Annotated in this window: 13 protein-coding genes; 8 read left to right on the plus strand and 5 right to left on the minus strand. The window is 69.8% G+C overall.

What is annotated here, in order from left to right:
• Positions 1-23 precede the first annotated feature (23 nt).
• From AC1RL8_RS26790 to amaB, 3 genes are all read right to left on the minus strand, one after another.
• The gene (locus AC1RL8_RS26790; RefSeq protein ID WP_492686625.1) at positions 24-1,241 is read right to left on the minus strand and encodes a pyridoxal phosphate-dependent aminotransferase; all 1,218 of its coding nucleotides are present in this window, start codon (positions 1,239-1,241) and stop codon (positions 24-26) included.
• A complete protein-coding gene (locus AC1RL8_RS26795; RefSeq protein WP_062472764.1) occupies positions 1,238-2,146 on the minus strand; it encodes an amino acid ABC transporter substrate-binding protein in 909 nt (302 codons plus the stop codon). The genes AC1RL8_RS26790 and AC1RL8_RS26795 overlap by 4 nt, the downstream gene beginning before the upstream one ends.
• Before the next feature lie 99 nt (positions 2,147-2,245).
• Positions 2,246-3,784, minus strand: coding sequence for an L-piperidine-6-carboxylate dehydrogenase (gene amaB, locus AC1RL8_RS26800; RefSeq protein WP_492686624.1), 1,539 nt, complete (start codon positions 3,782-3,784; stop codon positions 2,246-2,248).
• Positions 3,785-3,965: 181 nt separating this feature from the next.
• Between amaB and AC1RL8_RS26805 the strand changes: the two genes are divergently transcribed.
• Positions 3,966-4,241, plus strand: coding sequence for a GIY-YIG nuclease family protein (locus AC1RL8_RS26805; protein WP_062472759.1), 276 nt, complete (start codon positions 3,966-3,968; stop codon positions 4,239-4,241).
• Positions 4,242-4,541: 300 nt separating this feature from the next.
• Here the strand turns inward: AC1RL8_RS26805 and AC1RL8_RS26810 are convergent, their stop codons facing one another.
• Together AC1RL8_RS26810 and AC1RL8_RS26815 are read right to left on the minus strand one after the other, a co-directional pair.
• On the minus strand, positions 4,542-6,176 hold the full coding sequence (locus AC1RL8_RS26810; RefSeq protein ID WP_492686623.1) for a GMC family oxidoreductase: 1,635 nt from the start codon (positions 6,174-6,176) through the stop codon (positions 4,542-4,544).
• Positions 6,177-6,247: 71 nt separating this feature from the next.
• Complete coding sequence (locus AC1RL8_RS26815) at positions 6,248-7,765, minus strand: CoA-acylating methylmalonate-semialdehyde dehydrogenase (RefSeq protein ID WP_492686622.1); 1,518 nt, start codon at positions 7,763-7,765, stop codon at positions 6,248-6,250.
• Between the two features lie 86 nt (positions 7,766-7,851).
• Here AC1RL8_RS26815 and AC1RL8_RS26820 point away from each other — a divergent pair, with 86 nt between their 5' ends.
• The 7 genes from AC1RL8_RS26820 to AC1RL8_RS26850 all read left to right on the plus strand — a co-directional run bounded on the left by AC1RL8_RS26820 (position 7,852) and on the right by AC1RL8_RS26850 (position 13,383).
• Entirely contained in the window at positions 7,852-8,760 is a 909-nt protein-coding gene (locus AC1RL8_RS26820) for a LysR family transcriptional regulator (protein ID WP_070063473.1), read from the plus strand.
• Positions 8,761-8,893: 133 nt separating this feature from the next.
• Positions 8,894-10,066 (plus strand): MlaE family ABC transporter permease, encoded by a 1,173-nt coding sequence (locus AC1RL8_RS26825; RefSeq protein WP_070063474.1) that lies wholly within the window; start codon positions 8,894-8,896, stop codon positions 10,064-10,066.
• Positions 10,063-10,917 (plus strand): ABC transporter ATP-binding protein, encoded by an 855-nt coding sequence (locus AC1RL8_RS26830; RefSeq protein ID WP_492686621.1) that lies wholly within the window; start codon positions 10,063-10,065, stop codon positions 10,915-10,917. The genes AC1RL8_RS26825 and AC1RL8_RS26830 overlap by 4 nt, the downstream gene beginning before the upstream one ends.
• An 8-nt stretch (positions 10,918-10,925) precedes the next feature.
• Positions 10,926-11,882 carry an MlaD family protein gene (locus AC1RL8_RS26835; protein ID WP_095743232.1) on the plus strand — a complete coding sequence of 319 codons (957 nt, stop codon included), beginning with the start codon at positions 10,926-10,928 and terminating at the stop codon, positions 11,880-11,882.
• Between the two features lie 23 nt (positions 11,883-11,905).
• Entirely contained in the window at positions 11,906-12,595 is a 690-nt protein-coding gene (locus AC1RL8_RS26840; RefSeq protein ID WP_492686620.1) for an ABC-type transport auxiliary lipoprotein family protein, read from the plus strand.
• Between the two features lie 55 nt (positions 12,596-12,650).
• Positions 12,651-12,872 (plus strand): hypothetical protein, encoded by a 222-nt coding sequence (locus AC1RL8_RS26845; protein WP_070063477.1) that lies wholly within the window; start codon positions 12,651-12,653, stop codon positions 12,870-12,872.
• A 16-nt stretch (positions 12,873-12,888) separates the two neighbouring features.
• A complete protein-coding gene (locus tag AC1RL8_RS26850; RefSeq protein ID WP_492686619.1) occupies positions 12,889-13,383 on the plus strand; it encodes a GFA family protein in 495 nt (164 codons plus the stop codon).
• Position 13,384: the final 1 nt, after the last annotated feature.

The raw sequence follows: 13,384 nt of genomic DNA on the forward strand, positions 1-13,384 counted from the left end.
CCAGTGGAATGAAGAGAAGATGTTCAGGAAAGCGCGGCGCAGGCGGCGGCGATGCGCGCACAGGCCTCTTCGAGCTGCGCCATCGACGTCGCATACGAGATGCGGAAATACGGTCCGAGCCCGAACACGCTGCCCGGCACCACCGCCACCTCGAAGTCCTGCAGCAGGTAGCGGCAGAAGTCGCTGTCGGTCTGCAGCAGCGCGCCGCTGGCGGTGCGTTTGCCGAGCACGCCGGCGCAACTTGCGAAGGTGTAGAAGGCGCCCCCGGGCACGCGGCAGTGCAGGCCAGCCGTGCGGTTGAGCGCGGCCACGACGAAGTCGCGGCGCTGTTGAAACGACGCGCAGCGCTCGGCCACGATGCCCTGCGGTCCGGTGAGCGCCTCGATCGCCGCGGCCTGGCTCACCGACGACGGGCACGAGGTCGACTGGCTCTGCACCACGGCCATCGCCGCGATCAGCGCGCGCGGTCCCGCGCCGTAGCCGACGCGCCAGCCGGTCATCGCATAGGCCTTCGACACGCCGTTCACCGTGAGCGTGCGTTCGCGCAAGCGCGGCTCCACCGCCACCGGCGTTGCGAACGCGAGGCCGTCATAGAGGATGTGCTCGTAGATGTCGTCCGCCAGCACCCAGACGTGGGGATGGTCGAGCAGCACGTCGGTGATCGGCTTCAGTTGCGCCGCGCTGTAGGCCGCACCGCTCGGGTTCGACGGCGAGTTGAGAAACAGCCAGCGCGTGCGCGGCGTGATGGCGGCCTGCAGTTGCGCTGCTGTCAGCCGAAAGCCGTTCTCCTCGCCACACGCCACCGACACCGGCACGCCGCCGCAGATCTGCACGATGTCCGCGTACGAGGTCCAGTACGGTGCGGGCAGGATCACCTCGTCGCCCGGGTTCAGGCTCGCCATCAGCGCGTTGAAGATCACCTGCTTGGCGCCCGCGCTCACGCTGACCTCGTCGAGCGCGAAGTCCAGCGCGTTGTCGCGCTTGAACTTCAGCTGCACCGCCGCCTTCATCGCCGGGCTGCCGTCGAGCACCGTGTAGCGCGTGTCGCCGCGCGCAATGGCCTGCGAGGCCGCATGCCGGATGTTCTCGGGCGTGTCGAAGTCGGGCTCGCCCGCGCCCAGCACGATCACCGGGCGGCCGGCGCGCTTGAGCGCCTGCGCGTGGTCGGTGATGCGCAGGATCTCCGAGACCTGGATGGCGCGCACGCGTTGCGCCGGCGAGAACACGGCGGCGTCTGTCACTTGGCGTAGGCTTCCAGCGGCTTGTCGTTGGGTTCGAGCACGAGCTGCTTGAGCGCCGGGCTCATCGGCAGGTTGAGGCTGGTGTTCTTCGGCGGGATCGCGGCCACGAACCACTTGGTGTAGATCTTCTCGAGCTCGCCGCTCTTCATGAGCTTGCGCAGCGAATCGTCCACCGCGGCCTTGAAGGCCGGGTCGTCCTTGCGGAACAGCAGCGCGATCGGCTCCGAGCCCAGCGCCTCGCCGGTGATGCGGTAGGCCGTCGGGTTCTTCGAGTTCGCGATGATGCCGGCGAGCAGGTTGTCGTCGAGCACGAAGGCGTCGGCGCGGCCCGACTCCATGAGCAGGAAGCTCTCCAGGTGGTCCTTGCCGAGCATCGTGTTGTACGAGACGTTCTGCGCGCGCTCGCGCTTGCGCAGCAGCTGCACGGCGGTGGTGCCGGTCGAGGCCGACACGTTGCGGCCCGCGAGCTGGTCGAGCGTGGTGATGCCCGAGTCGACCTTGGTCGCCATGCGCACTTCGCTCACGTACGTGGTGAGCGCGAAGGCCACCTGCTGCTGGCGCGCGGTGTTGTTGGTGGTGGGACCGCAGCCGATGTCCAGCGTGCCGTTCTGCACCAGCGGGATGGTGTTCTGCGCGGTCACGGCCATGTACTCGAGCTTGGCGTTGGGCGTGATGTCCTTCAGCACGCGCTCGCAGAGCTCAACGTGGTAGCCCACGTACTTCTCGCCCGCGCCCAGCATGTAGGCCATGGGCGGCGAGGCTTCGCGCACGCCGAGCACGACCTTGCCGCTCGCCTTGATCTTGTCGAGCGTGCCGCCCGTGGGCGCCTGCTGCGCGGTAGCGGTGGTGCCGAAGGCGAGCGCAAGCAGTGCGGCGGTGGCGAGGGTCTTCAGTTGCATCTTCATCTTTGCTGTCTCCTGGTGGTTTTTCTGGGGGATAGGTGCGGCCGCTGCCTGGCCGCCGCGGCGAAACGCCGCGCGGCAGGCACCACGGGCCGGGGTTGTTCAGTCGCCGATGTCGAAGGTCACGCCCTGCGCAAGGGGAAGTGCCGTCGAGTAGTTGATGGTGTTGGTCGCGCGGCGCATGTAGGCCTTCCAGCTGTCCGAGCCCGCTTCGCGCCCGCCGCCGGTTTCCTTCTCGCCACCGAAGGCGCCGCCGATCTCGGCGCCGCTCGGGCCGATGTTGACGTTGGCGATGCCGCAGTCCGAGCCCGCGCTGGACATGAAGCACTCGGCCTCGCGCACGTTGAGCGTGAAGATCGACGACGACAGGCCCGCGCCCACCGCGTTGTGCCATTCGATCGCTTCGTCGAGCGTGCGGTAGCGCACCACGTAGAGAATGGGCGCGAAGGTCTCGCGCAGCACCGGGCCGGCGTGCGACTTCAGCTCGACCAGCGCGGGGCGCACATAGAACGCGTCCTGCGTGCCGATGCCCTCGACGCGCTGGCCGCCGTGCACCGTGGCGCCGGTCTCGCGGCTTTCGTTCAGGGCCTTCTGCATGCCGTCGAAGGCGGCGCGGTCGATCAGCGGACCGACCAGCGTGCCGGCCTCGCGCGGGTCGCCCACCTGCACGTTGCCGTAGACCTTCACGAGCTTGGGCACCAGCTGGTCGTACACGCTCTCGTGCACGAACAGGCGCCGCAGCGTGGTGCAGCGCTGGCCGGCCGTGCCCATGGCCGCGAAGGCGATGCCGCGCAGCGTGAGATCGAGGTCGGCCGAGGGCGTGACGATGGCGGCGTTGTTGCCGCCCAGTTCGAGGATCGCGCGGGCGAAGCGCGCCGCCAGTTTCGGACCGACCTGCCGGCCCATCGCCGTGGAGCCGGTGGCCGAGAGGATCGGCACGCGGGGGTCATCGACCAGCACCTCGCCGATGTCGCGCGGGCCCAGCAGCAGGCCGAGCAGGCCTTCGGGCGCGTCGCCGAAGCGTTCGATGGCGCGTTGCGCGATGGCGTGCACGGCCAGCGCGGTGAGCGGCGTCTTCTCGGACGGCTTCCACACCACCGGATCGCCGCACACCAGCGCGAGCGCCGCGTTCCACGACCACACGGCCACAGGAAAGTTGAAGGCAGAGATCACGCCGCACACGCCCAGCGGATGCCAGGTTTCCATCATCCGGTGCTCGGCGCGCTCGGTGGCCAGCGTGAGGCCGTAGAGCTGGCGCGAGAGGCCGACCGCGAAGTCGCAGATGTCGATCATTTCCTGCACTTCGCCCGCGCCTTCGGACGGGATCTTGCCGGCCTCCAGCGTGACGAGGCGGCCCAGGTCGCGCTTGGCGGCGCGCAGCTCTTCGCCGAGCAGGCGCACCAGCTCGCCGCGACGCGGCGCCGGCACCAGGCGCCAGGCCTTGAAGGCCTCGTGGGCGCGGCCGATGGCACCGGTGGCTTCCACGGCCGTGGTCTGCGGCACCTGCGCGATCACCTCGCCGCTGACCGGCGAGCGCACCGTGAGTTCGCCACGGGTGTGGGCGGTGCGGGGCACGCCCAGGCGATGCAGCAGTTGGTCGACCTCGGCGGGGAGGGACACGGGGGTCTGGGCTTCTGGCATGGACGCTCCAGGGAGAAGGAAGAACAGAAGAAGAAATGCGACAGCAGGAACGGGCCAATATGTGCGAAACCCGCGCCCTTGCCTAGCGAAAAATTGGAAGGACTTGGTGCGTTTTGCGAATGAACTTCGTGGTGACACCTTCGTTCGACGCACGATAAGCGCCTGCCCGCACAATGCGCGCGTGCCCCGAAAACCGCCCGATCCCTCGCCGCCCCCACCCTATTGGCTCTACCTGCTGGAATGCGAAGGCGGCGTGTACTACGCGGGCATCGCGCTCGACGTGGAGCAGCGCTTCTTCCAGCATGTCTTCGGGCTGGGCGCCAAGTTCACGCGCGCGCGTCCGCCGCAGCGCGTGCTGGCGGCGCGCCAGTACCCCGACAAGGGCGCCGCGCTGCGGGCGGAGATCGCGCTCAAGGCGCTGCCGCGGGCACGCAAGCTGGCGTTCTTCGACAGTTAGCCTCCCCCGCAGGCGACCTGCGCAGCATCACCGGCAGGCACAGCAGATAAAGCACGGCGCCGGCCAGCCCTGCGCCGTGGGCTGGAGGAGCAGGCGGCACCGCCCGATGCGGAAATCCGGCAGCAGGCACTCGATGCCGCCGCGGCCTCGCGCCCGCTGCTGGCCGAGGCCTTCGCCAGCTACCGCAAGGCCGGCCCCGATGCGATGTTCGAGGTCGGCGTGGACCTCATGCTCGAAGGCGCGAAGGCGCGCCTGGCGGCTGACACCCAGCGCGGCACCAAGCCGCGCCGCTGAGCCGCCTCAGCGGTTGCGGTTGTCTTCCAGGATCCAGCCCGCCGCCTTCTCCGCCATCATCAGCGTCGGGCTGTTGGTGTTGCCGCTCGTGATGGTGGGCATCGCGCCCGCATCGACCACGCGCAGGCCGCGCACGCCGCGCACACGCAGGCGCGCATCGAGCACCGCCATCGGGTCGCCGTCGGCGCCCATCTTGGTGGTGCCGACCGGGTGGAAGATGGTGGTGGCGATGTCGCCGGCCAGCCGCGCGAGGTCGTCGTCGGTCTGGTACTGCACGCCGGGCTTCCACTCCTGCGGCTTGTACTTCGCGAGCGCGGGCTGCTGCGCGATGCGGCGCGTCACGCGCAGCGAATCGGCCGCGACCTTGCGGTCTTCCTCGGTGCTCAGGTAGTTGGGCGCGATGGCGGGCGCATCTTCGAAACGCGCGCTCTTGATGCGCACCGAGCCCCGGCTCGTCGGGTTCAGGTTGCACACGCTCGCGGTGAAGGCCGGGAAGCTGTGCAGCGGCTCGCCGAAGGCGTCGAGCGACAGCGGCTGCACGTGGTACTGGATGTTGGGCCAAGCGCGGTCGGGCGAGCTGCGCGTGAAGGCGCCGAGCTGCGACGGCGCCATGCTCATCGGGCCGCTGCGTTTCAGCAGGTATTCGAGGCCGATCTTCGCCTTGCCGACCAGCGACGAGGCCAGCACGTTGAGCGTGGGCGCGCCCTCGATCTTGTAGACCGCGCGGATCTGCAGATGGTCCTGCAGGTTGGCGCCGACGCCGGGCGCGTCCAGCGCCACCTCGATGCCGTGCTGGCGCAGCAGCTCGGCCGGGCCGACGCCCGACAGCTGCAGGATCTGCGGCGAGCCGATGGCGCCCGCGCTGAGGATCACTTCGCACTCGGCGTGCGCCGTGGTCATTTCGGTGCCGTCCCACACCTGCGCGCCAGTGCAGCGTTTGGTGCCGTCGGGCAGCGTCTCGAACAGCAGGCGCGACACCTGCGCGCCGGTCCACAGCTCGAAGTTGGGGCGGCCGTAGCAGGTCGGCCGCAGGAAGGCCTTGGCGGTGTTCCAGCGCCAGCCATTCTTCTGGTTGACCTGGAAGTAGCCCACGCCTTCGTTGCTGCCGCGGTTGAAGTCGGCGGTGTGCGGCACGCCGGCCTGCACGGCCGCGTCGGCGAAGGCGTCGAGGATGTCCCAGCGCAGCCGCTGTTTCTCGACGCGCCACTCGCCGCCCGCGCCGTGCATCTCGTCGGCGCCGAGGTAGAAGTCTTCGTGCTTGCGAAAGGCCGGCAGCACGTTCTCCCAGCGCCAGCCTTCGTCGCCCGTGAGTTCAGCCCAGTGTTCGTAGTCGCGCGACTGGCCGCGCATGTAGATCATGCCGTTGATGCTCGAGCAGCCGCCCAGCGTCTTGCCACGCGGATAGCGCAGCGTGCGGCCGTTCAGGCCCGCATCGGGCTCGGTGTTGTAGAGCCAGTCGGTGCGCGGGTTGCCGATGCAGTACAGGTAGCCCACCGGAATGTGAATCCAGTGGTAGTCGTCCTTGCGGCCGGCCTCGATGAGCAGCACGCGCTTGGTCTTGTCGGCGCTCAGGCGGTTGGCGATGAGCGAGCCGGCGGTGCCGGCGCCGATGATGATGTAGTCGAAGGTGGTGTCGCTCATGGCGGCTGGCTTTTTGTCTCTCGTTGTTCTTCGGATGCGAAGCGCCGCGCGTGCGGCGCCCCCTTTTACCTTTACTTCGCCGTCGGCATCACGAACTCGGCGCCCTTGCCGATGCTCTCGGGCCAGCGCTGCATGATCGACTTCTGCTTCGTATAGAAGCGCACGCCCTCTTCGCCGTACGCGTGCATGTCGCCGAACAGGCTCTTCTTCCAGCCGCCGAAGCCGTGCCAGGCCATCGGCACCGGGATCGGCACGTTGATGCCGACCATGCCGACCTGGATGCGACGGCCGAACTCGCGCGCCACGTTGCCGTCGCGCGTGAAGCAGCTCACGCCGTTGCCGAACTCGTGCGCGTTGATGAGGTCGACGGCTTCCTTGAAGGTCGCGACGCGCACACAGCCCAGCACGGGGCCGAAGATCTCTTCCTTGTAGATGCGCATCTCGGGCGTGACGTGGTCGAACAGCGTGCCGCCCATCCAGAAGCCGTCGCCGCAGCCTTCGCCAGCCTTGTTGCCGTCGAAGCTGCGGCCGTCGACCAACAGCTTCGCGCCTTCCTTCTCGCCCTGCGCGATATAGCCGGTGATGCGCTCGTGCGCGGCGCGCGTGACGATCGGGCCCATCTCGGCCGCGAGGTTCTCGCCATTGAGCACCTTCAGCGTCTTCGTGCGCTCGATGAGCTTGGGCAGCAGGCGGTCGGCCACGTCGCCCACCAGCACCGCCACGCTGATCGCCATGCAGCGCTCGCCGGCCGAGCCGTAGCCGGCGCCGATCAGCGCATCGACCGCCTGGTCGATGTCGGCGTCGGGCATGACGACCATGTGGTTCTTCGCACCGCCCAGCGCCTGCACGCGCTTGCCGTGGCGTGCGCCGGTTTCGTAGATGTAGTTGGCGATGGGCGTGGAGCCCACGAAGCTGATCGCCTTGACGTCGGGGTGCTCCAGCAGCGCGTCGACCGCGGCCTTGTCGCCCTGCACCACGTTGAACACGCCGTCGGGCAGGCCGGCCTTCTTGAGCAGCTCGGCCATCAGCAGCGACGGGCTCGGGTCGGTCGGGCTGGGCTTGAGCACGAAGGTGTTGCCCGCGGCGATGGCCACCGGGAACATCCACATCGGCACCATCACCGGGAAGTTGAAAGGCGTGATGCCGGCCACAACGCCCAGCGGCTGGCGCAGCGTCCAGTTGTCGATGCCGGTGCTCACCTGGTCGGTGAAGTCGCCCTTGAGCAGTTGCGGAATGCCGCAGGCGAACTCGACGATGTCGATGCCGCGGCTGACCTCGCCCTGTGCGTCGGTGAACACCTTGCCGTGCTCGGCGGTGATGAGGTGGGCGAGTTCGTCCTTGTGCTGGTTGAGCAGCTCCAGGAACTTGAACATCACGCGCGCCCGGCGGATCGGCGGCGTGTCGGCCCAGGCCGGGAACGCGGCTTGGGCGGCGGCCACGGCGGCCCCCACCTGCGCGGCGTCGGCCAGGCCGACCTTGCCGGTGACGGCGCCGGTGGCGGGGTTGGTCACGTCCTGCGTGCGGCCGGAGGTGTTGGCGGCGGGGGCGCCGGCGATGTGGTGGTCGATATTTCGGGTGCTGATGGACATGTGCGGGTCTCCTGAAGGCAATTTGGCCCAATCCACGAAGAGAAAGCCAATGAATTCGCGTCGATGGCGCTATAAATCAGTCTTATATGACTACGTCATCGATGGACCTCCAGATTCTGCGCGCCTTCATCCTGGCGGCGCGCGAGGGCAACGTCTCGCGCGCCGCCGAGAAGCTGCACCTGACGCAGCCTGCGGTGAGCCTGCAGCTCAAGCGTTTCGCAGAAGAAACCGGGCTGGTGCTGTTCACCCGCACGCCGCACGGGCTGGCGCTCACGGCCGACGGCGCGGCCATGCTGCCGCAGGCCGAGCGCGTGCTGGCGGCCGTGGGCGACCTGCAGCAGGCCGCGCGCAACCTGCAGGTCACGGTGCGCGGGGCGCTGCGCATCGGCACCATCCTCGACCCCGAGTTCACGCGGCTCGGTGTGTTCCTGCGCGAGCTGGTCGAGGCCGCGCCGCAGATCGAGACCGAGCTGCGCCACGGCATGAGCGGCAGCGTGCTGGCGCAGGTGCTGCGCGGCGAGCTCGACGTGGGCTTTCACCTCGACCCCGGCGATGAATCCGACGACGCCGCGCCGGCGCCGCTCGCGGTGCGCACGCTCACCCGCTTCAGCTATCGCGTGGTCGCGCCGGCCGGCTGGGGCCCGCAGGTGCTGGGGCGCGACTGGAAGGCGCTGGCCGCCCTGCCCTGGCTCGCCACGCCGCCCGAGTCGGCGCACCACCGTTTGCTGGAGCGCGTGTTCGGCCCGCTCGGCCTGGCGCCCCGGCGCGTGGCGCTGGTCGACCAGGAGGCCTCGATGCTCGACCTGCTGAAGTCGGGCGTGGGCCTGAGCCTGGTGCGCGACTCGATCGCCATCCGCGAAAGCCAGGCCCACGGCCTCGTGCTGGCCGACCGCGTGCGGCTGGATTGCGCGCTGCGTTTCGTCTCGCTGGCCGCGCGGCGCGACGAGCCCGTGATCGCCAGCGCCTGGGATGCGCTGGCCCGGGCCTGGAGCTGAAGATTGGCTGAAAAAAACGGCGTCTGGCCCTACGCAAACGAAGGGCCAGACGCACACAAGCCCCGGATGCACGCGGTTACGATGCGCGCTCTCGCTTGGACCTTTGTTTACGTTTTGTCCCGCACCTTTGCCCATGTCGCCCACCCCGTCGCCCGCTGACGCCCCCGCCACCGACGACGCCTTCGCGCCGCCGCGCGCGCAGACGCAGGACGTGGACGGCCGCACCTGGGCCGTGGCCAGCGGTTGCTGGACCACGCTGGCGATGTCGACGCGCCCGGCCTGGGAGGCGTTGGCCAAGGACCTCGCGGCGCTGCCGCCCGCGGACGACCGGGCCTGGGACCTGCGCCCCATCGGCCAGCTCGACCACATCGGCGCCCAGCTGCTGTGGGAGCACTGGCGCCAGGCCTGGCCGGCCACGATCGAGCTGTCGCCGCAGCACCAGGCGGTGCTCGACCAGGTGGCGAAGTTCACGGTGGCCACGCCCGACGAGCCGCCCAAATCGCTGAGCGACCGGCTGCACGCACTGGCCCACCACGGCCCGCGCGCGATGGTCGTGCTGCGCGACTTCGTGGGCCTCATCGGCCAGCTCGCGCTCGACCTGTGCACGCTGGCGCGCGCGCCGCACCGCGCGCCGTGGCGCGACTTCTCGGGCCACCTCTATCAGTTCGGCGCCACGGCGCTGCACATCACGGCGCTGGTCGGCCTGCTCATCGGCGTGGTGCTGGCGTACCTGATCTCCCAGCAGCTGCGCAACTACGGCGCCGAGGCCTTCGTGGTGAACATCCTCGGGCTGTCGCTGATCCGCGAGCTCGGGCCGGTGCTGGCCGCCGTGCTGATCGCGGGCCGCTCGGGCTCGGCGATCACGGCGCAGATCGGCGTGATGCGCGTCACCGAGGAGCTCGACGCGATGCGCGTGATGGGCATCCCGCACGGCTTCCGTCTCGTGATGCCGCGCGTGCTGGCACTGGCCATCGCGATGCCGCTGATCAGCCTGTGGACCTCGATGGCAGCGCTGGCCGGCGGCATGCTCGCGGCCGATGCGGCGCTGGGCATCTCGCCGTCGTATTTCCTGTCGGCATTGCCGCGCGCGGTGCCCATCTCCAACCTCTGGCTGGCCCTGGCCAAGTCGGCGGTGTTCGGCGTGCTGATCGCGCTGATCGGCTGCTACTTCGGCATGAAGGTCAAACCCAACACCGAGAGCCTGGGGCGCGGCACCACGTCGTCGGTCGTGACCTCGATCACCGCGGTGATCCTGGTCGACGCGCTCTTCGCAGTGCTCTTCAAGGGCATAGGATTCCGCGGATGAACGCCGCCACGACGTCCCCGTCGAACACCGTGGTCGACATCCGCAAGCTCTGGACGGTGTTCAAGAGCCCCGATGGCGAACAGGTGGTGCACCGCGACCTCGACCTGCACCTTGACCGCGGCGAGGTGCTGTCGCTGGTCGGCGGCTCGGGCACCGGCAAGACGGTGCTGCTGCGGCAGATCCTCGGGCTGCAGAAACCCACGAAGGGCGCAGTCGAGGTGCTGGGCCGGGCGCCGGGCGAACTCAGCGCGGCCGGTGCGGCCAACGTGGGCATGCTGTTCCAGCACGGTGCGCTGTTCTCGGCCTTCAGCGTGCTGGAGAACATCGCCTTTCCGCTGCGCGAACTCAAGCTGCTGCCCGACGAGCTGATCCGCAACGCCGCGCTCGTGAAGCTGCAGATGGTGGGGCTGGAGCCGCAGCATGCGAACAAGAGCCCGTCGGACCTGTCGGGCGGCATGATCAAGCGCGTGGCGCTGGCGCGCGCGCTCATCATGGACCCGCCGCTGCTGCTGCTGGACGAGCCCACGGCCGGCCTCGACCCCGAAGCCTCCGACAGTTTCTGCGACCTGCTGCGCGGCCTGCACCGCGAGCTGGGCCTGACGGTCGTGATGGTCACGCACGACCTGGACACCCTGTTCGACCTGAGCACCCGCATCGCGGTGCTGGCCGACCAGAAGGTGATCGTGAGCGGCACGGCGCGCGAAGTCATCGCCTACCCGCATCCCTTCATCCACGAATACTTTCTCGGCGGGCGCGGCCAGCGCGCCCTGGAGGCGCTGCACGACAAGCCCGCCGCCGGCAAAGCACCACCCGCGCCGCAGCCCGAGGCCGCGCGCGCTGACGAAAGGTAGGTCCCCTCATGGAAAACAAGGCCCATGCCCTCGCCGCCGGCGCCTTCGTGCTCGGCCTGATCGCCGCGCTCGTCGCGCTGGTGGTCTGGTTCACGCGCGACAACACCGTGCGCAACGTGTACGAACTCTCCACCCGCGACGCCGTGAGCGGCCTGCAGCCGCAGGCCCAGGTGCGCTACCGCGGCATCTCGGTCGGCAAGGTGACCTCGATCGACTTCGACCCGAAGACCAAGGGCAACGTGCGCGTGCGCATCACGGTCGACGAGCGCGTGCCGCTCACCACCTCCAGCTTTGCCACGCTGAGCTACCAGGGCGTGACCGGCCTGGCCTTCATCGCGCTGGACGACGAGGGCGAATCGACCGTCGCGCTCAAGCCGAACAACAACAACCCGCCGCGCATTCCGCTCAAGCCCTCGATGCTCGCGAAGCTGCAGGACCGCGGCGAGGAAATCATCGACCAGGTGGAAGAAGTGACCAAGCGCGCCAACGCGCTGCTGGCCGACGCCAACCAGAAGCGCGTGGCCGACGCGCTGGAGAACATCGCGGCCGCCTCGGCCAGCGCCAACACGCTGCTCAAGCAGCTCGACAACACCGTCAAGACCGGCCTGAACCCGACGCTGGCCGCCATGCCCGAGACGCTGTCGACGGTGAAGAAGGCGGCCGGCGACGTCTCGCGCGTGGCCAACAACTTCAACTCCACCGTGGGCCGGCTCAACGCACCCGACGGCCCGGTCGAGCGCCTGAGCGAGGGCACCAAGGCGCTGGCGCAGGCGGTCGACTCGTTCAACGCCGCCACCCTGCCGCGCGTGAACCGCGTGGCCGACGACACCGCCCACGCGGTGCGCCGCCTGGGCCGCGCGGCCGACAGCATCAACGACAACCCGCAATCGCTGCTGTTCGGCAACGGCGGCGCGGCCGCGGGCCCGGGCGAGCCCGGCTTCGTCGCGCCCGCCGCACGCCACTGACCGGGAGCAGACCAACCATGCGCATGAAGAACACCCTCCCCGCCCTCGCCAGCCTCGGCTGCGTGCTGCTGGTCGCCGGCTGCGGCATGCTGCCCGACAAGCCGGCGCGCGCCACGCTGTACGACTTCGGCCCCGGCCTTTCGGCCGCCGCACCTGCCACCGCTGCCGCGCCGGCCACCGCGCTGCCGGCACTGTCCCTCGCGGAGTTCGACAGCAACACGCGCCTGGACGGCACGCAGATCCTGTACCGCATGGGCTACGCCGACGCCAACGAGCTGCGCCCCTACGGCCAGTCGCGCTGGAGCCTGCCGCCCGCGCAGCTGCTGCGCCAGCGGCTGCGCGACACCCTGGCCGAGCGCCGCACCGTGCTCGGCCCCGAGGAAAGCGCGACGCTCGCGCGCACCGAGGGCATCGTGCCCGACACGCTGCGCATCTCGCTCGACGAGTTCAGCCACTACTTCGACGCGCCCGCGAGCGGCACGGGCCTGGTGCGCCTGCGCGCCACGCTGGTCCGCACCGCCACGGGCGGCGACCGCGTGATGGGCCAGCGGACCTTCACCGTGCGCCGCCCCGCCGCCAGCGCCGACGCGCCCGGCGGCGTGAAGGCGCTCATCGCGGCGAGCGACGCGGCCATGGCCGAGGTCGTGCAATGGGTGGACCAGCTGCAACAGCAAGAGCCGCCGCAGCCGCGCACGGCGGCGCCGCGGCGCTGAACGGCCGGCGACTTGCTCTCTCTTCCTTCCAACCAACCCTGAGGAGACCCGTCCCATGAACGCAACGCGCATCGTCGGCATCCTGCTGGTCGTGGCCGGCATCGCCGGGCTCGGCCTGGGCGGCTTCAGCTTCACCAAGGAAACCCACCAGGCCAAGCTGGGCCCGCTGGAGTTCTCGGTGAAGGAAAAACAGACCATCAACATCCCGGCCTGGGCCGGCGTGGCGGCGATCGTGGTGGGCGGCGCGCTGGTGCTGCTGGGTGGCAAGAAGGGCTGAGCGCCCGACCACCGCCATGGCCGACGCCTTCGTGCCGCTGGAAGGCGGCTGCACCTGTCGGCAGGTGCGCTACCGCCTGAACGCCCCGCCGCTCTTCGTGCACTGCTGCCACTGCCGCTGGTGCCAGCGCGAGACGGGCTCGTCCTTCGCGCTCAATGCGCTCATCGAACCCGAGCACGTGCAGGTGCTGCAGGACGCGGTCGATCTGGTGCTCACGCCCTCGGCCAGCGGGCGCGGCCAGAAATACGCGCGCTGCCCGGCCTGCCACGTCGCGCTGTGGAGCCACTACGCGGGCGCCGGCGACGCCGTGAGCTTCATCCGCGTGGGCACGCTCGACACGCCCGACCGGCTGCCGCCGGACCTGCACATCTTCACGATGTCCAAGCAGCCGTGGGTGGTGCTGCCGCCTGGCGCGCCGGCGGTGCACGAGTATTACGACCGCAAGGACTACTGGCCCGCCGAAAGCCTCGCGCGCTGGCGCGTGCTGCGCGAGAAGATGCGGGCCGGCTAGC

The sequence above is a fragment of the Variovorax sp. GW822-FHT04E09 genome, assembly GCF_058800845.1.

Excerpts from the sequence above, each read along its gene's own strand:
- AC1RL8_RS26795 (WP_062472764.1), bottom strand. The coding sequence starts at position 2,146 with ATGAAGATGCAACTGAAGACCCTCGCCACCGCCGCACTGCTTGCGCTC.
- amaB (WP_492686624.1), bottom strand. The coding sequence starts at position 3,784 with ATGCCAGAAGCCCAGACCCCCGTGTCCCTCCCCGCCGAGGTCGACCAA.
- AC1RL8_RS26810 (WP_492686623.1), bottom strand. The coding sequence starts at position 6,176 with ATGAGCGACACCACCTTCGACTACATCATCATCGGCGCCGGCACCGCC.
- AC1RL8_RS26815 (WP_492686622.1), bottom strand. The coding sequence starts at position 7,765 with ATGTCCATCAGCACCCGAAATATCGACCACCACATCGCCGGCGCCCCC.
- AC1RL8_RS26820 (WP_070063473.1), top strand. The coding sequence starts at position 7,852 with ATGACTACGTCATCGATGGACCTCCAGATTCTGCGCGCCTTCATCCTG.
- AC1RL8_RS26825 (WP_070063474.1), top strand. The coding sequence starts at position 8,894 with ATGTCGCCCACCCCGTCGCCCGCTGACGCCCCCGCCACCGACGACGCC.
- AC1RL8_RS26830 (WP_492686621.1), top strand. The coding sequence starts at position 10,063 with ATGAACGCCGCCACGACGTCCCCGTCGAACACCGTGGTCGACATCCGC.
- AC1RL8_RS26835 (WP_095743232.1), top strand. The coding sequence starts at position 10,926 with ATGGAAAACAAGGCCCATGCCCTCGCCGCCGGCGCCTTCGTGCTCGGC.
- AC1RL8_RS26840 (WP_492686620.1), top strand. The coding sequence starts at position 11,906 with ATGAAGAACACCCTCCCCGCCCTCGCCAGCCTCGGCTGCGTGCTGCTG.
- AC1RL8_RS26845 (WP_070063477.1), top strand. The coding sequence starts at position 12,651 with ATGAACGCAACGCGCATCGTCGGCATCCTGCTGGTCGTGGCCGGCATC.
- AC1RL8_RS26850 (WP_492686619.1), top strand. The coding sequence starts at position 12,889 with ATGGCCGACGCCTTCGTGCCGCTGGAAGGCGGCTGCACCTGTCGGCAG.